This is a genomic window from Frankia sp. RB5 (genome assembly GCF_059816245.1).
On record NZ_JCBATA010000020.1, the window covers coordinates 13,916 to 35,850 of the forward strand.

A 21,935-nucleotide genomic window follows, 5' to 3' on the forward strand; every position below is an offset into this window, starting at 1 on the left:
TCTTCGCCCCTCAAAGGAACAGCGTCAGATGCGTATTCTCCTCAAGGTCGCGGTGGTGGCCGCGGCCGCCGGCATGGTTGCCGCCTGCGGTGCCCCGTCGGCACCGCCGTCGAGCACGTCGCAGGCGTCCGCCTCGGCGTCGGCGCACCCGGGCACGACGAGTGGACCGACCTGGAATCCGGCCGACTGGGACACCTCGAAGGTGTGCGGTACCAAGCGGATCAAAATCGGTGTCGAGGACGGCCTCAACAACACGTGGCGCAAGACCGCGCTGGAGGTGCTCAGGGTCCAGATCGCCAAGTGTCCCAACATCGACCCGCACATCGAGTACGCGTCGGCCAACGGCAATCCGCAGCAGGTCTCGACCGACATCAACTCGATGGTGTCGAAGGGCGTCAACCTCCTGATCGTCCTGCCGGACTTCGGTGACTCCGAGCTGCCCGCCCTGCGGGCGGCCACCAAGGCCGGCGTCACCGTGGTCCCCTACTACGGCTCGATCGGGGGCAAGGCAGGCACCGACTACACCCTCAGCGTCCACCTCGACACCTACGGCATCGGTCAGCGGATCGCGAGTTGGTTCGGTAAGAACGTCCCCAGCGGCAATGTCGCAGTCATCGGTGACGTCGCCACCTCGACGTCCGCCAAGGACCTCTACGACGGCGTCAAGGCCGGTCTGGCCGCCTATCCGAGCCTGAAACTGGTCGGCGACTCGTTCCTGGTCGGAAACTACGACCCGCAGACGATTCAGAAGGTCACGACCGGCGCGATCCAGAAGTACGGCAACATCACCGCCATCGCGACGGCTGGCTGCGGCTCGATGTACGTCGCGCCGTTCACCGCCGCCGGGGTCAGACCGCCCGCTGTCGGCTGCTCGGCAGGCGCGAACATCACTTACTGTGACTACAGCAAGCTGTCCGGAACCGCGAAGTACCCATTCGCGACGTGGGAGTCCACCACCCAGGTCATCGCGGCCGCGCTGCGCCACGGTCTGGCCTCCTACAACAGCATCGCCTGGGACGAGCCGACCGCGATCGTGCCGCAGCAGGCCGTCGACACGGCCGGGGGCAAGGCGGCGCTGACCTGTGACCCCGGTCTGCCGGCTGACGCCGACCTGACCAGCGGACTGACCGCCAGCCAGCTCACTGCTGCTCTGAAGTGACGCTGGAGGTCGTGGATCATGCTAGAAGCAGCGAAGGGTGCCGTGGCTGAGCCAGCCACCTCGGACTCGTCCACCCAGGCCCCTCCGAGGGGCTATCGCCTCCAGCTCACCGGTGTCAGCAAGTCCTTTGGTGCGGTGCACGCACTCTCGGACGTCACGCTCGAAGTGCCGGCCGGCCAGATCCACGGCCTCGTCGGTGAGAACGGGGCGGGCAAGTCCACCCTGATGGCCGTCGCGTCGGGCGCCTTGGTGCCCGACGCGGGCCAGGCCGTCGTGGACGGCCATGAGATACGAGGCGACGCGGTGGCCGCTCGGGCAGCCGGCCTGGCCATCGTGCGCCAGCATCCGGCCCTTCTGCCCGATCTGACGGTCGCCGACAACCTGCTGCTCGGCGTGCCGGCCAGCATGAGGCCGCGAGTCAGGGATTCTGCCGCCTGGGCGCGCACATGCCTCGGCGCGTGGGACGACCGGCCCGACATCGACCCGCGGATGCGTGCTGACGCGCTCAACGCCGAGCAGCAGTTCATCGTCGAGCTGGCGCGCGCTCTCTGCCAGGCTCCGGCGGTGCTGCTCCTCGACGAGCCCTCGGAGCACCTGAGGGCCGAGGACGTCGACCGGCTGTTCCGGGTCGTCCGTGAACTGGCCGCGCGCGGCACCGCGGTCGTCTACATCTCCCACCGGGTCAGGGAGGTCCGGCAGATCTCCGACCGGGTCACGGTCCTGCGCAACGGTGTCAACCGCGGCACCCGCGAGACAGCGGACCTCGACGAGGCCCAGATCATCGAGCTCATCATCGGACGGTCTCTGGACGCCCAGTACCCGGCGAAGCAGCCACGGGACCGCGCCCTGGTGGGCCGTCCGGCGGTGCTCGAGGCGTACGACCTGAGCGGCGAGGGGTTCTCGGGTGCCTCGCTCATCGTCGAGCCAGGCGAGGTCGTCGGCCTGGCCGGTATCGACGGCAACGGGCAGGCGAAGTTCGCCCGAGCCCTCGCCGGCCTGCAGAAATGCACCGGCCAGGTGAAGCTCGGCGGGTACGACGCGCGGGTCTCGAACCCGGTCGCCGCCGTGAAGGCGGGTATCGCCTACGTCCCCGCGGACCGCCATCGCGAGGGCATCTTCCCCGACCTGTCGGTCCGGGAGAACGTGATGATCCGCGGTGTCCGGGGCGCTGCCCGCCTCGGCTTCGTCTCCCCGCGGCTGGAAAGGCAGAAGAGCAACGAGATCCTCAGACGCTATGCCGTCAAGGCCGCCTCGCCCGACAGCCCGATCACCTCGCTTTCCGGTGGCAACCAGCAGAAGGTCGTGATGGGCGGCGCACTGGCCGGCGCGCCCCGGCTGCTGATCGCCGATCAGCCGGCGCAGGGTGTCGACGTCGGCGCCAAGGCCGAGATCTACCGGCAGCTGCGCACCGTCGCGGCGGCCGGGGCCGGCGTGCTCATGCTCTCGTCGGACAACGGCGAGCTCGCCGGCGTCTGCGACCGGGTGGCGGTGATGTCCCGTGGCCAGATCGTCGCCGAGATCGCCGGCGAGGAGCTCTCCGAGGAGACCATCACCAACGCCGTGCTACGCGCATCCTCGACGCGTGACCACGGCGCGGCCACGGCGCGGCGATTCAGAAGGATCCTTGACCATGACGGCGCGTCGGTGCCGGTCCTGCTCGCCCTGATCATCATCTTGGCAGTGGTCGCACAGCTGTGCGACCACACCTATCTGCACACCCGCAACATCAGCCTCGTGCTGGGCCTCGGGGCCATCCTCGCGGTGGCCGCGACCGGTCAGGGCCTGGTGCTGATGCAGGGCGGATTCGATCTGAGTATCGGCCCGCTCATGTCGCTGGCTCCGGTGATCGCCTCCTTCTACCTGATCGGGGCAGGCTACGGCTACGACCTCGCGGGCTGGGCGTTCATCGTCCTCGCCACCCTGGTCGTGGGACTGGGCAACTGGCTGCTGGGCGCGGTGCTCAGGCTCAACCCGATGCTGGCCAGTTTCGGGACGTGGACCCTGCTCGACGCGATCGCACTGATCCTTCGGCCACAGGCCGGAGGGCTGATCTCGAACTCGGTCATCGACAAGATCTCCTGGTCCGTCGGACCGATCCCCGCCACCCTCATCGCCGCCGCCGTGGTGGCCGCGGGCCTGGAACTGTGGCGAACCCGCACGCTCCGCGGCAAGGCACTCCAGGCCGTCGGCAGCGACCGCGCGGCCGCCCACACCCTCGGCATCAGCGCGCGCCGGGCATCGCTGATCGCCTACATCGGCTCCGCGCTGCTCGCCGGGCTCGCCGGGGTGATGCTGATCGGCCAGATCGGCACCGGCGACCCGACGGCGGGCGAGAGCTATGTGCTCACCAGCATCGCCGCCGCCGTGGTCGGGGGCATCGCGCTCACCGGCGGGCGGGGAAGCTTCGTCGGCGTGCTGTGCGCCGCCGTCCTGCTCGTCCAGGTCCAGACAGCCACCCCCTATCTGGGGCTGAGTCCGGGCTGGCAGCAGATCCTCGTCGCCCTCGTGACCATCATCGCGGTCTGCGCCTATTCGCTCGCTCGCCGCCGGCCGGCCCGCTGACCAGGCCGAGAAGGGATGCGAAGGACCATGAGCAGCAAGCCCACCCCCCGCGGCATCGCACGCTGGGTGATCGCGTCACCCTACAAGTGGGTCTGGGTCGCGGCCGCCGTGATGTACGTGGTCATGCTGATCGCCACACCGAACGCCGCGACGGCACGCTCGCTGGCGAACATGATGCCCTACTTCGGCATGCTCGCCGTGGCGACACTGGGCCAGGCCATTGTTGTCATGCAGCGCGGCTTCGACTTCTCCCTCGCCGGGATCATCGTGCTCTGCGGCCTTGTCGTCGCCAAACTCACCGACTCTGGTGCAGCTCCGGTCCCGGCCGTCGTGGTCGCGCTTGCCGCCGGTGTCCTGGCCGGGGTCGTCAACGGCCTGCTGGTCTCCTGGCTGGCGCTCACTCCGCTGGTGGCCACCCTGGCATCGAACGGACTGTTCCTGGGGTTTGCCTACCTGGTCTCCGACGGGCAGCAAATCATGATCCCGGGCAGTTTGCAGACCTTCGCCACCAGCCGGGTCGGGGGAATCGCGACCAGTTTCTGGATCGCCCTCGGTGTGGTCCTGGTACTGCTGGTGCTGATCCGGCTGACGGCCTTCGGGCGCCGGTTCGTCGCCACCGGCTCCAACCCCGATGCCGCCCGCGCCGCCGGGCTGCCGGTCACCCGGGCGCTGGTCAGCGCCTACAGCCTCGCCGGTCTCCTGTTCGGCATCACCGGTGTCCTCATCGCAGGCAACATCGGCGCGGGCAGTTCCGCCGCCGGCGGCACCTACCTGATGTCCTCGATCTCGGCGCTCCTGGTTGCCGGCGCCGCCGTCAGCGGCACCCGGATCAGCCTCGTCGCCGCGGTCGTCGGGGCCCTGTTCATGACCATGCTGTCGCAGTTCATCCTCGCGCTGGGCGCCTCCGCGGCTGTCCAGGGCCTCATTCAGGGCCTCGTGCTCCTCGGCACCGTCGCCTACCCCAACATCCGGCTGCCCAGACGCCGGCTGCGTGTCGCCCTGCCGCCATCACCCGGCCCACGCCTCACCGCACCGTGACAGCCGGACAACTCAGGACGGCCGGACAATGAGAAGGAAGCAGACATGAACGCCCTCGTCGACAGCCCCAACCGGCTCAAGCTGGGCCTGTTCGGTACCAACGGCGGAGCAACCCTTACCCGCGTCCCCGAAGTCTGGCGACCCCACTGGGACCGGATCGTCGAGGTCGCGAAGATCGCCGACCAGGCTGGCCTGGAAGGATCGCTCGGCTACGCCCGCTGGAAGGGATACATCCCCGGCATGCCCGAAGCCGGCGTCGGCTACGTCGTCGACCCCTTCACCTGGGCCGCCGGACTCAGCCAGGTCACCTCCTACACCACGCACATCGCCACCGTGCACGGCTGCGTGATGCACCCGGTGCTCGCCGCCAAGCAGTGCACCACCATCGACCTGATCTCCGGCGGCCGCTTCGCCCTCAACCTCGTCGGCGGTTGGAACGCCATCGAGCTGGACATGTTCGGCGTCGGCCTGCGCGAACACGAGGCCCGGTACAGCGAGCTCGAGGAATGGGTGCAGATCCTCACAAAACTGTGGACCGAGAGCACCGAGTTCGACTTCAAGGGTGAGTACTACGACGTCAAGGGCGGCCTTTCCCGGCCGCAGCCGGCGCAGAAGCCCCACCCGCCGATCATCAACGCCGGCGCGTCCCCCCGAGGCCTCGACTTCTCCACGACCTATGCCGACATCTGCTTCACCGTACCCAACGTCATCGGCATGGACGCCAGGGCCAAGGTCGCCGAATACAAGGACGCCGCCCGCGCCAAGGGTCGCGAGGTCCAGATCTGGACCTACTGCGCCGTCGTTCAGCGCGACTCGCGGGAGGAGGCTGAAGAATACCTCGAGTACTTCACCGGGCCGATGGCCGAGAACGAACTACTCGACGCATGGCAGGCGGCGTCCCTGGCATCCACCGACAGGCGCCACGTCCCGAGGGAGGCAATCCTCGCCATGCGGCAGCGCTTCGCCGCCGGATCCGGCGGCCCCATCCTCATCGGCACCGCCGCCGACATCGCCGACCAGATGGCGGAGATGAGCGAGATCGGCATCGACGGCATCCTGCTGACCTGGCCCGACTTCACCGACGGTGTCAGGCGTCTGGTCGCACCCGGCAGTGTGCTGACCGAGCTGGAGAAGCGCGGCCTGCGCGAGCCCTTCGAAGGAGTGCGGGCATGACCACCATGACGATCGACCCCCGCGAGTTCCGCGACGCGCTCAGCCACTTCCCCTCCGGCATCACGATCATCTCCGGGATCGAGGGCGACGAACCGGTCGGCTTCACCTGCCAGTCGTTCTACAGCGTCTCGGTGGATCCCCCGCTGGTCTCCTTCTCCGTCATGAAGACGTCGAGCAGCTACCCCCGTATCAGGCCCAGCGGACGTTTCTGCGTCAACGTCCTCACCCACAGCCAGCAGGCCCTCTCCAACCAGTTCGCCCGCAGCGGCTCCGACAAGTGGGCCGGCGTCCGATGGCATCCCAGCCAGCTCGGCAACCCCGTGATCACCGGCACCGTCATGTGGCTGGACTGCGTTGCCTGGGCCGAGCACGACGTCGGCGACCACCTGATCGTCGTCGGGCAGGTCACCGAGATGAGCAATCCGGACTGGCACAAGGGGGACCCACTGCTGTTCTTCCGAGGTGCCTACCACAAGCTCCAGCACTGAGCCCCGCCGCGCCCGACCGAGGGGAACTCCCATGAAGGCCGTTGCCGTCGTCGGCAACCCCAGACCGGCGTCGCGGACCGCCGACGCCGCCCAGATCCTCGCCCGCGCGCTGGGCTCGGAGTCGGTCGAGCTCATCGAGCTCGCCGAGCTCGGAGCAGGCCTGCTCGGCTGGGGCGACCCCGCCGTCGCCGAGGCCAGGCAGAAGGTCAGGGACGCCGACCTGGCCGTCATCGCCTCACCAACGTTCAAGGCAACCTACAGCGGGCTGCTCAAACTCTTCCTCGACCAGTTCGAGGGGCAGTCCGGCATGGCCGGTCTCACGGTCATACCGCTGATGCTCGGCGCCGGCGAGGCGCATGCCCTGGCGCCAGACCTGCTGCTCAAGCCGGTACTTGTCGAGCTCGGAGCGACGTGCCCGACAGCGGGGCTCTACCTCCTCGACAGCGACTACGCCGAAGGCGCCCGACTCCAGGGCTGGCTGCAGCAGTGGGCCGCGGTCGCACGTCGCTCGGCGGAGGCGCGGGAATCCCCGAGCTGATCGGCGATGCGGGCGGGGCGCCGCACGAGCGATCCGGCCTAGTGTCCTGAGTCTTTAGTTCCTATGTAGATCGTATACTGGGCATCCTCGCCACCTACTGCGAACAAATTAACGACTCAGGACACTAGCTAGGTGAAGCGGTCCGCGATCAAGACCGGTGACCCGCGAGTAGGCCGGAGATGGGGATCGCCGTGTCACCTCGCGGGGGGTGGCACTGACGCGTTGGCAAGGCCAGACTTCGCTGTGCTCGGCGATGGCGACCTGACCTGCTCCCGCCGCCCGCGGAAGCGAGATGACGCGGTCGGGCGTCGTCCTGTAGCTCGATGGTGCCTGGATGAAGTCAACTTGTGATGACTGGACGGTTTCTGTCACACCCTGCGTTCATTCTGTGGCGTGGAGGTGGTAGCGGATGTCGTCGTTGGTAGGAGAGCTCCGCGATACGAATAGCCCAGTCACGCGGTACTTGCGGGAGGCGTTCCCTCATCACAAGCCGATCCAGGCCGCGTATCGGGCGCGAGCTGGGACGGTCCGGCTGGTTCCGCCTGCCGGGGTGGCGGGCGGAACGCAGGGCGCGGCCATTGACTGGTGGCTGCGGTTCCTGGTCGACCCGGAGCCGTCGCTGGACCTGGCGGTGTGGAGCTGTCTGAGGGCCGGGCCGGCTGGGTGGGCGCGGGCCGGGATGCAGATGCTGTACGCGTTGGGCGGGGTCGACGACAGCCTCACGCTGCACGCGGTCGACCCGGAGGTGTGGCGGGACCGTCCCGACCGGTGGATGGCGCGGCTCTGCTACGCGCTCGCCCTGCTCGTCGAACCACTGCGCAATCCGGCCGCGCTGCTCGGCTCACGGCTGATGCAGCTCGACGAGGATGCGGGCCCGCGGGAGCTGGCGGCGCTGGCCACCGCGGACGAGGTCGCCGACCTGATCGCCATGCGAGACCTGGCCAGCGAGACTCTGCTTCCCGCGCTGGCGGGCAAGCCCGCCGAGTCCGGCCCAAACGTTCGCTGGCAGCGAGGATCTCCACGCCGACGCCGACCTGATCGTCGAGGGTCTGTTGCTGGACGTCAAGGCGAGTCAGGGTGGCAGCCCCCGCAAGGTGCGTGGATGCTGTACGTGCCCCCGGCAGGATTCGAACCTGCGCACCCGCCTCCGGAGGGCGGTGCTCTATCCCCTGAGCTACGGGGGCTCTGGGGCAACGCGGCTTACGTTACCAGGCGGGAACGGCGGATCGCGCGCCCGGGTGCGCCGTAAGCTTCCGGATGTGTACCCCGCCGCCCCCCGGGTCCTCGTCGTCGACGACGACGCGGTGATCCGTCAGCTCGTGGTCGTCAACCTGGAGCTGGAAGGCTTCGAGGTCCATACCGCGGTCGACGGCGTCGACGCGCTCGAGATGGTGCGGGAGGTGCGTCCGCAGGTGATCACCCTCGACATCATGATGCCGAGGATGGACGGCTGGGACGTGGCCACCGCCCTGCGAGAGGACCCGTCGACCGTCGACATCAGGCTGATCATGCTGACGGCCCGCGCGCAGGAGGCGGACGTCAAGCGTGGTTCGCGCATCGGTGTGGACTACTACCTGACGAAGCCGTTCGACCCGGACGAGCTCATCACCGTTGTCCACAAGCTGGCGGCCGGCCAGCCGGCCTGATCTCGCTCGCCTCACCGGCCCGAAACCGCAGGTAAGCCGTCCGCACCCCGGTCGTCGGGTGGGACGGCACCGACGCGGCCACAGGGTGGCGCCTCGGCGCCCGGACTGGGTACGCCATCGCGCCGATAGCATCACGACATGACCCCCGCCGATCTCGCCGATGCCATCGTGGCGGCCGTGGGCCGCGCGGTCGCCGACGGCGACCTGGACGTGACTGTGCCGACCACCGTCACGGTCGAGCGTCCGAAGAACCCGGAGCACGGGGACTACGCGTCGCCCGTCGCGCTGCAGCTCGCCAAGGCCGCCCGCCGACCGCCGCGGGCCGTCGCCGAGCTGCTGGCCGCCCGGCTGGCGGCGCATGCGGAGATCGCGCGGGTCGACATCGCGGGCCCGGGGTTCCTGAACATCACGCTGGCCGGCTCGGCGCTGGGGGAGATCGCCCGCCGGGTGCTGGCCGCGGGGGCGACCTACGGCCACGCCGCCAAGCCGCGGGACACGCGGATCAACCTGGAGTTCGTCAGCGCGAACCCGACCGGGCCGGTGACGCTCGCGTCGGCCCGCTGGGCGGCGGTCGGGGACGCGCTGGCCCGGATCCTGACCGCGGCCGGTTTCGCGGTGGGCGGCGAGTACTACGTGAACGACGCCGGTGTGCAGGTCGCGCGGTTCGGCGCGTCGGTGCTGGCGGCGGCCGCGGGCCGGGAGATCCCGGCGGAGGGCTACCACGGCGCGTACGTCGCCGAGATCGCCGCCGCCGTGCAGGCGGCCCGGCCGGACCTGCTCGACCTGCCCGAGAACGAGGCGTTGGCGATCGCCAGCTCCGAGGGGCTGTCGCTGATGCTCACCGAGATCCGCTCGACCCTGGAGGGATTCGGCGTCCACTTCGACACGTGGGCTTCCGAGAAGGCGCTGCATGACGCCGGTGCGCTGGCGGCGGCCGTCGACGATCTGCGCGCCCAGGGGCACGTCTTCGACGCGGACGGCGCCGTGTGGCTGCGCACCACCGACTTCGGTGACGACAAGGACCGCGCGCTGGTGAAGAGCGACGGCGCGCCGACCTACTTCTGTGCCGACGCCGCCTACTACCGCGACAAGCGGGGCCGCGGGTTCGACCAGCTCATCTACCTGCTCGGCGCGGACCACCACGGCTACGTCGCCCGGCTGAAGGCGATCGCCGCCTGCTTCGGCGACGATCCGGCGACGCACCTGGACGTCATCATCGGTCAGCTCGTCACGCTGACCCGCGGTGGCGAGGCGGTGAAGATGTCGAAGCGGGCTGGCACGTTCCTGACGCTGCTCGACCTCGTCGACGCGGTCGGCGTGGACGCGGCGCGCTACTCGCTGGTCCGGTCGTCGCTCGACTCGCCCCTCGACCTCGACCTCGACCTCGTCACCCGGCAGACCAGCGACAACCCGGTGTTCTACGTCCAGTACGCGCACGCGCGGATCAGCTCGCTGCTACGCAACGCCGAGTCGCTCGGCCTCGCCGTCGCGGAGCCGCAGGCGGCGGATGTGGCGTTGCTCACCCATCCGCGCGAGGTCGACCTGCTGCGCGCCCTCGGCGAGTTCCCGCGCGTGGTCGAGACGGCGGCCACCCTGCGCGGTCCGCACCGGGTCGCCCGCTACCTGGAGGAACTGGCGGGCGTCTACCACCGGTTCTACGACGCCTGCCGGGTACTCCCGCAGGGGGACGAGCAGGCGGGGCCGCTCACCGACGCCCGGCTGCTGCTCGTCGCGGCCACCCGGGTGGTGCTCGCGAACGGGCTCGGCCTGCTCGGCGTCAGCGCGCCGGAACGGATGTGACGACGATGCGCCGGCAGCCGCGCGCGTACCCGTCGGCGGACCCACGGGTCGCCAGGCGGACGGCGGTCCAGGGGCGGACGGTGGCCTTCGGACAGACAGCGGTTTTCGGACAGACAGCGGCCTTCGGACAGACGATGGCGATCGGACAGGCAGGGTCAGGCGGACAGGTAGTGGCGAGATGAGCGAGACCGAGAACGTGGTGACGCGGGCCGTGCCGGCGGCGCTGGAGGACGACCTGTGGCCGGCGACGGCCCGACTCGACGACGACGGCGTGCTGCGGATCGGCGGGTTGCGCGCCGACGAGCTCGCCGCGGAGTTCGGCACGCCGGCGTTCGTCCTGGACGAGGCCGACTTCCGGGCCCGCTGCGCCGCCTGGCGCGCCGCCTTCGCCGACTGTGACGTCTACTACGCCGGCAAGGCCTTCCTGTGCCGCACGGTCGCCCGCTGGGTCGACGAGGAGGGCCTGAACCTCGACGTCTGCACCGGCGGCGAGCTCGCGGTGGCCCGATCGGTGGGCTTCCCGGCCGAGCGGCTGCTGTTCCACGGCAACAACAAGTCCGTCGCGGAGCTGCGCGCCGCGCTCGACTACGGCGTCGGGCGGATCGTCGTCGACTCGTTCGCCGAGATCGAGCGCCTGGCCGCCCTCGCCGCCGAGGCGGGCGTGCGCCAGCGGGTGCTGGTGCGGGTCACCCCGGGGGTGGAGGCGCACACCCACCACTACGTCTCCACCGGCCAGGAGGACCAGAAGTTCGGCTTCTCGCTGGCCGGCGGCGCGGCGGCCGAGGCGGTGGCCCAGGTGCTCGCGGCGCCGTCGCTGCACCTCGTCGGCCTGCACGCGCACATCGGCTCGCAGATCTTCGACACCGCCGGGTTCGGTCTCGCCGCGCATCGCATGGTCGGGCTGCTCGCCCGCCTGCGTGACGAGCACGGCCTCGAACTGCCCGAGCTCGACCTCGGCGGCGGCCTCGGCATCGCCTACACCAGCGAGGACGCCCCGCTCGACGTCGCTGACGTCGCCGAGCGGCTGACCGCGATCGTCGGCAAGGAGTGCGCCGTGGCGGGGCTCACCGTGCCACGCCTGGCCGTCGAGCCGGGCCGGGCGATCGTCGGCTCGACGACGGTGACGCTCTACGAGGTCGGCACCGTCAAGGAGCTGCCCGGCCTGCGCACCTTCGTCAGCGTCGACGGCGGGATGAGCGACAACATCCGCACCTCGCTGTACGACGCCCGGTACACCGCGCGCCTCGCCTCCCGGCCTGGCTCGCCCACCGCGCACGTGGTCACGCTCGTCGGCCGGCACTGCGAGTCCGGCGACGTCGTCGCGCACGACGTGCCCCTGCCGGACGACGTCCGCCCCGGGGACCTCGTCGCGGTGCCCGCCAGCGGCGCCTACCACCGGTCGATGGCCAGCAACTACAACCACGTCACCCGGCCGCCGGTGATCGCCGTGCGCGACGGCGCCGCCCGGGTGATCGTCCGCCGGGAGACCGAGGACGACCTGCTGCGCCTCGACGCGGACCCGACCGACCCGACCGATCCGGCTGGCCCGGCGGCCGGGACGAGCGCGGCGGCGGTGACCCGATGAACATCGCCCTGCTCGGCTGCGGCGTCGTCGGCAGCGAGATCGTGCGGCTGCTGCGGGCACACGCCGAGGACTACGCGGCGCGGGTCGGTGAGCCGCTGCGCCTGGTCGGGATCGCGGTGCGCCGCCCCGAGCGGGTCCGCGACCTCGACGTCGACCCGGCCCTGTTCACCACCGACGCCGCCGCCCTCGTCGCCCGCGACGACGTCGACCTCGTCATCGAGGTCGTCGGCGGGATCGAGCCGGCGCGCGACTGGCTGCTGTCCGCGCTGCGGGCCGGTAAACCGGTGGTCACCGCGAACAAGGCGCTGCTCGCCTCGGACGGCGCCACCCTGCACGACGCCGCCGCCGAGGCCGGCACCGACCTGTACTACGAGGCCGCCGTCGCCGGGGCGATCCCGCTGGTCCGCCCGCTGCGGGAGAGCCTCGCCGGCGATCGGGTCCGCCGGGTGCTCGGCATCGTCAACGGCACCACCAACTTCGTGCTGACCCGCATGGACGAGACCGGCGCGTCGTTCGGGGAGGCGCTCGCCGAGGCCGGCGTGCTCGGCTACGCCGAGGCCGACCCGTCCGCCGACATCGACGGCTACGACGCCGCCGCGAAGGCCGCGATCATGGCCCAGCTGGCCTTCCACTCCCGGGTCACGATCGACGACGTCTACCGGGTCGGCATCGGCGACGTCACCGCCGCCGACATCGCCAGCGCCCGCGAGCTCGGCTGCGTCGTGAAGGCGCTGGCCGTCGCCGAGCGTTCCGACGAGACCGAGGGGATCAGCGTCCGGGTCTACCCGGCGATGATCCCGCGCACGCATCCGCTGGCCGGGGTGCGCGAGGCGTTCAACGCGGTGTTCGTCGAGGCGGAGGCCGCCGGCCAGCTGATGTTCTACGGCCAGGGGGCCGGCGGCGCGCCGACCGCCTCCGCGGTGCTCGGCGACGTGGTCGCCGTGGCCCGCAACCGCATCGCCGGGCGGCGCGGCCCGGGTGAGTCGTCCTACGCGGCCCTGCCCGTGCTCCCGATGGGCCGTACCGTGACGAAGTATCACGTGAATCTCGACGTCACGGACAAGACCGGCGTGCTCGCGGCGGTCGCCGGGGCGTTCGCGCGTCACGATGTGTCCATCAGGAGCGTCCGCCAGGACGGCCGCGGCGACGACGCGAGCCTCGTTCTGGTCACGCATGCCGCGCGGGACGCGGCACTGTCCGCCACGGTCGAGGAGCTACGCGGCCTCGACGGGGTACGGGCGGTGTCCGGAGTGCTGCGGGTCGAGGGAGGTGAGCCGTGATGTCGACATCCACGTCGATCGCGGAGTCCACGTCGGTCACCGGATCCACACCGGTCACGGGATCCACGCCGGCTGGGTCGGCGGCCGGGTCCGCACAGCGGTCGCACCGGCCGTGGCGGGGCATCATCGAGGAGTACCGCGACCGGCTTCCGGTCGACGACAGCACCCCCGTCATCACGCTTCGTGAGGGCGGCACGCCGCTGCTGCCGGCGGCACACCTCTCCGAGCTGACCGGGTGTGAGGTTCATCTCAAGGTCGAGGGCGCCAACCCGACCGGGTCGTTCAAGGACCGCGGGATGACGGTGGCGATCAGCCGAGCCGTCGGCGCCGGCTCGCAGGCGGTGATCTGCGCGTCCACCGGCAACACGTCGGCCTCCGCCGCCGCCTACGCGGCCCGCGCCGGCATCACCTGCGCCGTGCTCGTCCCCAGCGGCAAGATCGCGCTCGGCAAGCTGGCCCAGGCGCTCGTGCACGGCGCGCGGCTGCTGCAGCTCGACGGCTCGTTCGACGACTGCCTGCGGGTCGCCCGCGAGCTCGCCGACACCTCGCCGGTCACCCTGGTGAACTCGGTGAACCCGTTCCGCCTGGAGGGCCAGAAGACGGCGTCCTTCGAGATCGTCGAGGCACTCGGGCAGGCACCCGACGTGCACTGCCTGCCCGTCGGCAACGCCGGCAACATCACCGCCTACTGGCGCGGCTACACCGAGGAGCACGACCGCCTCGGCTCCGGCCGGCCGCGGATGTGCGGGTTCCAGGCCGCCGGCGCCGCGCCGATCGTGCGCGGCGAGGTGGTCACCGCCCCACAGACGATCGCCACCGCCATCCGGATCGGCAACCCGGCCTCCTGGGACCTCGCCGTCGACGCGCGCGACTCCTCCGGCGGCCTCATCGACGCCGTCAACGACCGGCAGATCCTCGCCGCCTACCGCCTGCTGGCCCACCGCGAGGGCGTCTTCGTCGAGCCGTCGAGCGCGGCCAGCATCGCCGGCCTGCTGATGGCTCGGGCCGACGGGCGCATCGAGGCCGGTTCTCGGGTGGTCTGCACGGTCACCGGCAACGGCCTGAAGGACCCCGACTGGGCGATCAGCGGCGCGGCGAAGCCGGAGACGATCCGTCCCACCGTGGCGGGCGCCGCCGAGGCGCTCGGCCTGACCACCTCGTGACCCGAGCCGTCGAGGCGGGGCCGGCCGTCGAGATGGGGCCGGCCGTCGAGATGGGGCCGGCCGTCGAGATGGGACCGGCCGTCGAGATGGGGCGGCGGGTGCGGGTACGGGTGCCGGCGACCAGCGCGAACCTGGGCCCCGGTTTCGACTCCTTCGGCCTGGCCCTCGCCCTGCACGACGAGGTCGAGGTGACCGTCACCGCCTCCGGCCTGAGCGTGGACGCGACCGGCGCCGACGAGGTCGCCCAGGACGAGACGCATCTGGTCGTCCGGGCGATTCGGGCGACGTTCGACCTGCTTGGGCGCCCGCAGCCGGGCCTCGCCCTGCGTTGCGCCAACCGGATCCCGCACGGGCGGGGCCTCGGCTCCTCCGCCGCGGCGATCGTGGCCGGCGTCGTCGCCGGTGCCGCCCTGACCCACGACGATCTCGGGCCCGGATTCGAGTCCGCGTCCCGTGCCGCGCCGGGCACCGGCGACGCGGGCACCGGCGCCGGCGGTCGCGACGGCGACGCGGCCGGCGAGGCCGTGGAGGCCGCGGTCGGTTCCCGGGGCGAGAGCGACTGGATGCTGCGCCTGGCGGGCGAGATCGAAGGGCATCCGGACAACGTCGCGGCCGCACTCGAGGGCGGATTCACCGTCGCCTGGCAGGACCCGGACGGGGCACGCTGCCTGCGGGTGGAGCCTTTCGACGGGCTGCGGCCGGTGGTGTTCGTGCCGACCGTGCGACAGTCGACGCGGGAGTCGCGCGGCGCGCTGCCGGAGCGGATCGGCCTGCCCGACGCCGCCCACACCCTCGGCCGGGCGGCGCTGCTGGCGCTCGCGCTGTCCGCCGCCGAGCCCGCCGGGGCCTCGCGGCGGGCGGAGCTCCTGCTGCGCGCCACCGAGGACAGGCTGCACCAGCCCTACCGGCTGCCCGCCGTGCCCGGCACGGCCGAACTGGTCGCCGGCCTGCGGGCGCTGGGGATCCCGGCGACACTGTCGGGCTCCGGACCGTCGGTGCTCGCCCTCGCGGTGAGCGGGCAGCAGGCGGCGACGGCGGTGGGGGCGGCCGGGGCCGACTTCTCGGTCGCGCCGTTGACGGTCGACCGCGTCGGCGCGCGGATCACCCGGTTTGCCGCCGTTATGTAATGGGGTGACTCGAAAGGGTGACCATCCGGGTCTGGCGGCGCTCGGCGGGGCCGCCGTTCGCCCGTGCGTGTCACTTCGGGAAGTCCTGGCGTCGCAAGGTTGTTGCCGAGGTGTCCCCAGCTGGATAGTCTGGTGACTGCACCCGCTGCCACCGCGGCGCGTGCTCGCTCCCGCAGTGCCGCTCTGGCCTCGCCAGATGGGCCGTGGTTCGGGACTCCGGTGTTTCGGCGTCGTCGTCGTCGCCTCGGCTCCACACCGGCACACCTGAGCGGGATCGGCGAGTTCGCTCGCGGCAGTCGGCCGCTGGCGCCGTAGACGGGCGCGACTTTCGCCCATCCGGTGCTGTACATCCCTTCACCCGGCATCTGTGCAGGCGAAGAAGGTCCACACGCTACGCCCGGCTCGTCTGTCGAGCCAGTTCCTTCAGGGAAGGAAAACCTTGAGCGACACCACCAACGTGCTGCCCCAGAGCGCACGTGAGTCTGCGGCGCCTGCGACGCCTGCATCGCCCCACGAGAGCGGGCCGGCGGCCGCCACCTCGTCCGCAGACACGATCACCTCCGCGCCCGCGGTCGACAACGGCTCCGCGCGGAGCACCCGCGGATCCCGCGCAGCCGCTGACGCGGCCGCCGCGACCGCGACCCGGCGGCGCCGGCAGGGCACCGGCCTGTCCGCGATGCTGCTGCCCGAGCTGCAGGCGATGGCCCAGTCCATGGGCATCCAGGGGGTGGGGCGACTGCGCAAGGGACAGCTCATCGCCGCCATCCAGAACCTCCAGAACGAGGCCACCGGCGGCGCGGTGGCGCCGGCCGGCGATGGGGCGTCCGGGGCGATTCCCGCGCCCGTCGAGGTATCCGCCGCCGCGCACGCCCGCCCGGGCGGCGACGAGGCGGCCCCCGCCGGCACCTCGCCGGCGTCCGGCGCGTCCGCGGGCGGGACCCCGCGCACGCGGACCCGTCGCGGCGCCTCCCGCGGGGTGGCGAGCCCGGCCGCCGAGCAGCAGACCCTGCCCGACGGCGGCGGCGACACGATCGTCGAGACCCGCCCGGAGCCCGCCGCGGTGACGCCGCCGGCGCAGGCGACCGCCGCCACGACCCAGCAGGCGGCCGCCTCCGCCCAGGCCACCGCCGCCCCCGCGCAGTCCGCGCCCGCCGCTGGTCGGCAGGGCGAGACCGCCCCGCGCGGCCGCGAGGACCGTCGTGACCGGTCCGCGGAGAACGGCCGCGCCGCCGAGAACCGTTCCGGTGACGGCGGCCGCTCGAGCGGCGACGGCGGGGAGCGCGCCGGCAACGACCGGCAGGGCAACGACCGGCAGAACGGAGACCGCCGCTCCGGTGGGGACCGTTCCGACCGGCAGTCCGGCGATCGCTCAGGGCGGTCGGACCGCTCCGACAGGCCGGACCGTTCAGACAGGCCGGACCGTTCAGACCGCTCCGACAGGCCGGACCGCTCCGACCGCTCCGACCGTTCGCAGAACGACCGTTCCAACCAGGGCGGCCGTTCCGACCAGGGCGGCCGTTCCGACCAGGGCGGCCGTTCCGACCAGGGCGGCGACGACGATTTCGGCGGGCGCAGCCGCCGGGGCAGGTTCCGCGAGCGTGGGCGCAGCCGCGGCCGCAGTGGCCAGGCCGGGCCGGCGGAGAACGAGCCGGTGCTGCGCGAGGACGACGTCCTGGTGCCCGTCGCCGGCATCCTCGACGTCCTCGACAACTACGCCTTCGTCCGGACCAGCGGGTACCTGACCGGCCCGACAGACGTCTACGTCAGCCTCGCTCAGGTCCGCCGCAACGGCCTGCGCCGCGGCGACGCCATCACCGGTGTCGTGCGCGCCCCGCAGGAGGGCGAGCAGCGCCGGGACAAGTACAACGCGCTGGTCCGCCTGGACACCATCAACGGGATGGAGCCCGACGAGGCGCGCGGGCGGCCCGAGTTCACCAAGCTGACCCCGCTCTACCCGCAGGACCGGCTGCGCCTGGAGACCGAGCCGCACCTGCTGACCACCCGGGTCATCGACCTGGTCATGCCGGTCGGCAAGGGCCAGCGCGCCCTCATCGTCAGCCCGCCGAAGGCTGGCAAGACGATGGTGCTCCAGGCGATCGCCAACGCGATCACGACGAACAACCCGGAAGTCCACCTCATGGTCGTCCTCGTCGACGAGCGGCCCGAGGAGGTCACCGACATGCAGCGGTCGGTGAAGGGCGAGGTCATCGCCTCGACCTTCGACCGCCCGCCGGCCGACCACACCAACGTCGCCGAGCTGTCCATCGAGCGGGCCAAGCGCCTGGTCGAGCTGGGCCACGACGTCGTCGTCCTGCTCGACTCGATCACCCGGCTGGGCCGCGCCTACAACCTGGCCGCCCCGGCGTCCGGGCGCATCCTGTCCGGTGGTGTCGACTCGACCGCGCTGTACCCGCCGAAGCGGTTCCTCGGCGCCGCGCGCAACATCGAGAACGGCGGGTCGCTGACCATCATCGCGACCGCGCTCGTCGAGACCGGGTCGACGATGGACACGGTCATCTTCGAGGAGTTCAAGGGCACGGGAAACGCCGAGCTCAAGCTCGACCGCAAGATCGCCGACAAGCGCATCTTCCCCGCGGTCGACGTGGACGCCTCGAGCACCCGCAAGGAGGAGATCCTCCTCGCGCCCGACGAGCTCGCGATCATGCACAAGCTGCGCCGGGTGCTGCACACCCGCGAGAACCAGCAGGCACTGGAGCTCCTGCTCGACCGGCTCAAGTCGACCCGGACGAACTACGAGTTCCTCATGCAGATCGCCAAGACCGCCCCGCCGCAGGATTAGGTTGGCCCCGGATCTGGTTCTGGCAGACTGAGAGCACAGGACGGCTCCGGTTCACGCCCTCCACCCCTGGACGGCGACCCGGCGGCCACATCGGAAGAGGGACCATGAAGGCTGACATCCACCCGACGTACCACGAGACGACCGTGAACTGTACCTGCGGGAGCACGTTCACCACCCGCAGCACCAAGGACAACGCGGTCATCAACGCCGAGGTCTGCTCGCAGTGCCACCCGTTCTACACGGGCAAGCAGAAGATCCTCGACGTCGGCGGACGGGTCGAGAAGTTCGAGCGCCGGTTCGGCCGGCGGCGCCCCGGCGAGAAGGTCGGCGGCGCGAAGTAACGCGGCCACGGCGCCCGTCCGGACTCCGGGCGGGCGCCGTTTGCGTCCCGAGGCGGCGACGGCCGTCCCGCCTCCCCTGGCTCCCGGGAGCCGCCGCCGTGTCCCGGGACCGTGACGTGCGAAGAGGAACCACCATGACGTCCCCGCTCGCCGGCCTTGTCGCGGAGCACGCCGAGATCGAGGGGCAGCTCGCCGACCCGGCGGTGCACAACGATCCGGCCCGGGCCCGCACCCTCAGCCGCCGCTACGCGCAGCTCGCCCCGGTCGTCGACCTGGCCCACGAGCTCGACCGCGTGGCCGGCGACCTCGACGCCGCCCGCGAGCTCGCGGCGCAGGACGCGTCGTTCCGCGACGAGGCCGCGGAGCTCGACGCCGAGCTCGCCCGCCTCAACGACCGGGTGCGCGCCTATCTCGTCCCGGTCGACCCGGACGACGCCCGCGACGCGATCCTCGAGGTCAAGGCCGGCGCGGGCGGCGAGGAGTCGGCCCTGTTCGCCGGCGACCTGCTGCGGATGTACCTGCGCTACGCGGAGCGGCGCGGCTGGAAGACCGAGATCCTCGACGCGAACCCGTCCGACCTGGGCGGATACCGCGATGTCAGCGTGGCGGTGAAGTCGCGCGGTGCCGCGTCCGGCGACGGCGTCTACGGCCGGCTGCGCTTCGAGGGCGGTGTGCACCGGGTCCAGCGGGTGCCGGTCACCGAGTCGGCCGGGCGCATCCACACCTCGGCCGCCGGCGTGCTGGTGCTGCCCGAGGCCGAGGACGTCGACGTCGAGATCGACCCGAACGACCTGCGCGTCGACGTGTTCCGCTCGTCGGGCCCGGGCGGGCAGAGCGTCAACACCACCGACTCCGCCGTGCGCATCACGCACCTGCCGACCGGCGTCGTCGTGTCCTGCCAGAACGAGAAGAGCCAGCTGCAGAACAAGGAGTCGGCGCTGCGGATCCTGCGGGCCCGGCTGCTCAGCGCCGCGCGGGAGCGGGCCGAGTCCGAGGCGTCGCAGGCCAGGGCCAGCCAGGTGCGCACAGTCGACCGCTCCGAGCGCGTCCGCACCTACAACTTCGCCGAGAACCGGATCGCCGACCACCGGGTCGGCTACAAGGCGCACAACCTCGACCAGGTCCTCGACGGCGAGCTCGACGAGGTCCTCGACGCCCTCGCCGCCGCCGACCTGGAAGCCCGCCTCAACGACCAGTCCTCGTGACCGGACCCGCGAGCGCGAACCCGGCGCGCCCCGCGGCCGGGCCCCCGCCAGGCCCCGCCCCGGCGGCCGCGGCTGGTTCGGGGACCATCCCGACGGGCCCAGGCCCAGGCCCATCTGGCCTGTCCGGGCTGCTGGCCGACGCGACGCGCCGGCTGGAGGCCGCCGGCGTGGCGAGCCCGCGGGCGGATGCCGAGCAGCTCGCCGCGTTCGTCCTGGGGGTCGGGCGGGCCCGGCTGCTTCTCGTCGACGCGATGCCCGCGCCCGCCGCGGAGCGCTTCGCCGCCCTGGTGCGCCGCCGGGCGGCCCGCGAGCCGCTGCAGCACCTCACCGGCGTCGTCGGTTTCCGCTACCTGGATCTGGCGGTCGGCCCCGGCGTGTTCGTACCCCGGCCCGAGACGGAGTCGGTCGTCGGCTGGGCCATCGACGCCCTGCGCCGGGCGCCGGCCGGGCCCGGCGGCCGCGCCGCGGCCCGCGCCGACGGCCCGACCTGTGTCGATCTGTGCTCCGGCTCCGGGGCGATCGCGCTGGCGCTGGCGACCGAGGTGCCCGGCGCCCGAGTACACGCCGTCGAGGTCGACCCGGCGGCGCTGCGCTGGCTGCGCCGCAACGTGGCGGCGACCCTCGACGGGCCGCCCGTCGGGAGCGCTCTCGGGCGGCACGGCGGGAGTGCGGCAGGGCCGCCCGGCGGGAGCGCCGGCGAGGCGTGTGCCGGGTATGCCGGGGGATCCGTCGAGGTGCACGAGGCGGATGTGACCGGGCAGCCGCCGCCGTCGCTGGCCCGACTCGCCGGGGTGGTCGACCTGGTGGTCAGCAACCCGCCGTATCTTCCGGATGCGGACCGAAACGCGGTGGAGCCCGAGGTCGGCGAGCACGATCCCGCCCGGGCGCTGTGGGGCGGTGCGGACGGCCTCGACGTCGTGCGGGCCGTCGTCGCCCTCGCCGCACGGCTGCTGCGGCCCGGTGGCCTGCTCGTCGTCGAGCATGCGGACGGGCACGGCGGCACCGCGCCGGCGCTGCTGCGCGCCGACGGACGATGGGTGGACGTGGCCGACCACACCGACCTGGCCGGCCGGGACCGTTTCGTCACCGGCCGGCTGGCCGGGCCGCTCGACAGGAAGGACGGGTGATGCTCCGATTCGACTGCGTCGACGAGGCCGAGCGGGCCGCCGGGCTGGACGCGGCGGCCGCCGCGGTCAGCCGCGGCGGCCTGGTCGTGCTGCCCACCGACACCGTCTACGGCCTCGGCGCCGACGCCTTCGGCCGGGAGGCGGTGTCCTCGCTGCTGGCCGCCAAGGGCCGGGGCCGCTCCATGCCGGTGCCGGTGCTGATCGGCTCCTGGCGCACCCTCGAGGGCCTCATCGAACGGACGACCCCCCAGGTCCGTGACCTGATCCAGGCGTTCTGGCCAGGTGGGCTGACCCTGGTGGTCCGGCACGTCCCGTCGCTGCGCTGGGATCTGGGTGAGGGCCGGGGCACGGTCGCCGTGCGGATGCCGCTGCACCCGGTGGCGATCGAGCTGCTCGGGCGCACCGGGCCGATGGCCGTGTCCAGCGCGAACATCAGCGGCCAGCCGCCGGCGACCACGGCCGACGAGGCGATCGCCCAGCTCGGCGGCGCGGCCGAGGTCTACCTCGACGGCGGGGCCTGCGCCGACGCGGTGCCCTCGACCATCGTCGACTGCACCGGTGACGTCCCCGTCGTGGTCCGCGCGGGCGCCGTCGGCCTGGAGGCGCTGCGCGAGGTCCTCCCGCTCGTCCAGGAGCCAGCCGGCCGTTAGGCCGCGTCTCGAGTCGAGAGCTTCTTGTCGCCGTCGCCGCCTCTGTCGCGGCAGTTTGTGGCAGCGTTCTGTCACCTTCACCGCGGCCGCGCCAAAAACAAGTGGACAAACCGGACGCGACGCCATGGGTTTCTGGCACAGTGCCGCCTTCGCTCGCGGACTCTTCCCCTCTATGGGAAGTCGACCCCGTCCTCGGCGTTCTGGTCGGTACCCACCCCAGCGACGATCATGGGTTCGGGGCGTCGGGTCGCGG

The 21,935-nt window shown here is 72.1% G+C and carries 17 protein-coding genes and 1 tRNA gene; 17 read left to right on the forward strand and 1 reads right to left on the reverse strand.

Annotated features, from left to right (window positions below):
• The first annotated feature begins 28 nt into the window (after positions 1-28).
• From AC6EXY_RS12765 to AC6EXY_RS12790, 6 genes are read left to right on the forward strand one after another with little or no spacing between them, the layout of a single operon-like run.
• Positions 29-1,159 carry a substrate-binding domain-containing protein gene (locus AC6EXY_RS12765; protein WP_101832222.1) on the forward strand — a complete coding sequence of 377 codons (1,131 nt, stop codon included), beginning with the start codon at positions 29-31 and terminating at the stop codon, positions 1,157-1,159.
• A 42-nt stretch (positions 1,160-1,201) separates the two neighbouring features.
• Positions 1,202-3,721 carry an ATP-binding cassette domain-containing protein gene (locus tag AC6EXY_RS12770; RefSeq protein ID WP_165818412.1) on the forward strand — a complete coding sequence of 840 codons (2,520 nt, stop codon included), beginning with the start codon at positions 1,202-1,204 and terminating at the stop codon, positions 3,719-3,721.
• A 27-nt stretch (positions 3,722-3,748) separates the two neighbouring features.
• A complete protein-coding gene (locus AC6EXY_RS12775; protein ID WP_165818413.1) occupies positions 3,749-4,759 on the forward strand; it encodes an ABC transporter permease in 1,011 nt (336 codons plus the stop codon).
• Between the two features lie 45 nt (positions 4,760-4,804).
• Complete coding sequence (locus tag AC6EXY_RS12780; RefSeq protein WP_101832225.1) at positions 4,805-5,932, forward strand: LLM class flavin-dependent oxidoreductase; 1,128 nt, start codon at positions 4,805-4,807, stop codon at positions 5,930-5,932.
• Complete coding sequence (locus AC6EXY_RS12785) at positions 5,929-6,420, forward strand: flavin reductase family protein (RefSeq protein ID WP_101832226.1); 492 nt, start codon at positions 5,929-5,931, stop codon at positions 6,418-6,420. Before AC6EXY_RS12780 ends, AC6EXY_RS12785 begins: the two co-directional genes overlap by 4 nt.
• 31 nt (positions 6,421-6,451) lie before the next feature.
• On the forward strand, positions 6,452-6,958 hold the full coding sequence (locus tag AC6EXY_RS12790) for an NADPH-dependent FMN reductase (RefSeq protein ID WP_101832227.1): 507 nt from the start codon (positions 6,452-6,454) through the stop codon (positions 6,956-6,958).
• A 1,112-nt stretch (positions 6,959-8,070) separates the two neighbouring features.
• On the opposite strand, the gene AC6EXY_RS12795 is transcribed toward AC6EXY_RS12790, so the two are convergent.
• Positions 8,071-8,142 (reverse strand) — tRNA-Arg (locus AC6EXY_RS12795).
• 75 nt (positions 8,143-8,217) lie between these two features.
• On the opposite strand from AC6EXY_RS12795, the gene AC6EXY_RS12800 reads away from it, so the two are divergent.
• From AC6EXY_RS12800 to AC6EXY_RS12850, 11 genes are all read left to right on the forward strand, one after another.
• Positions 8,218-8,604 (forward strand): response regulator, encoded by a 387-nt coding sequence (locus AC6EXY_RS12800; protein WP_101832228.1) that lies wholly within the window; start codon positions 8,218-8,220, stop codon positions 8,602-8,604.
• A gap of 138 nt (positions 8,605-8,742) precedes the next feature.
• The gene (argS, locus tag AC6EXY_RS12805; RefSeq protein WP_101832229.1) at positions 8,743-10,404 is read left to right on the forward strand and encodes an arginine--tRNA ligase; all 1,662 of its coding nucleotides are present in this window, start codon (positions 8,743-8,745) and stop codon (positions 10,402-10,404) included.
• Between the two features lie 178 nt (positions 10,405-10,582).
• Positions 10,583-11,989 (forward strand): diaminopimelate decarboxylase, encoded by a 1,407-nt coding sequence (gene lysA / locus AC6EXY_RS12810; protein ID WP_101832230.1) that lies wholly within the window; start codon positions 10,583-10,585, stop codon positions 11,987-11,989.
• Complete coding sequence (locus AC6EXY_RS12815; protein WP_101832231.1) at positions 11,986-13,269, forward strand: homoserine dehydrogenase; 1,284 nt, start codon at positions 11,986-11,988, stop codon at positions 13,267-13,269. Before lysA ends, AC6EXY_RS12815 begins: the two co-directional genes overlap by 4 nt.
• Positions 13,269-14,432 (forward strand): threonine synthase, encoded by a 1,164-nt coding sequence (thrC, locus tag AC6EXY_RS12820; RefSeq protein ID WP_101832232.1) that lies wholly within the window; start codon positions 13,269-13,271, stop codon positions 14,430-14,432. Before AC6EXY_RS12815 ends, thrC begins: the two co-directional genes overlap by 1 nt.
• A 50-nt stretch (positions 14,433-14,482) precedes the next feature.
• Entirely contained in the window at positions 14,483-15,559 is a 1,077-nt protein-coding gene (locus tag AC6EXY_RS12825) for a homoserine kinase (RefSeq protein ID WP_499818083.1), read from the forward strand.
• A gap of 439 nt (positions 15,560-15,998) precedes the next feature.
• Positions 15,999-18,359, forward strand: coding sequence for a transcription termination factor Rho (gene rho / locus AC6EXY_RS12830; protein ID WP_499818075.1), 2,361 nt, complete (start codon positions 15,999-16,001; stop codon positions 18,357-18,359).
• A 104-nt stretch (positions 18,360-18,463) separates the two neighbouring features.
• A complete protein-coding gene (rpmE, locus tag AC6EXY_RS12835) occupies positions 18,464-18,700 on the forward strand; it encodes a 50S ribosomal protein L31 (RefSeq protein ID WP_101832234.1) in 237 nt (78 codons plus the stop codon).
• A 134-nt stretch (positions 18,701-18,834) separates the two neighbouring features.
• Positions 18,835-19,905 carry a peptide chain release factor 1 gene (gene prfA, locus AC6EXY_RS12840; RefSeq protein WP_101832235.1) on the forward strand — a complete coding sequence of 357 codons (1,071 nt, stop codon included), beginning with the start codon at positions 18,835-18,837 and terminating at the stop codon, positions 19,903-19,905.
• On the forward strand, positions 19,902-21,032 hold the full coding sequence (locus tag AC6EXY_RS12845) for a N5-glutamine methyltransferase family protein (protein ID WP_499818074.1): 1,131 nt from the start codon (positions 19,902-19,904) through the stop codon (positions 21,030-21,032). Before prfA ends, AC6EXY_RS12845 begins: the two co-directional genes overlap by 4 nt.
• Positions 21,032-21,682 (forward strand): L-threonylcarbamoyladenylate synthase, encoded by a 651-nt coding sequence (locus AC6EXY_RS12850; RefSeq protein WP_101832237.1) that lies wholly within the window; start codon positions 21,032-21,034, stop codon positions 21,680-21,682. The genes AC6EXY_RS12845 and AC6EXY_RS12850 overlap by 1 nt, the downstream gene beginning before the upstream one ends.
• The last annotated feature ends 253 nt before the right edge of the window (positions 21,683-21,935 follow it).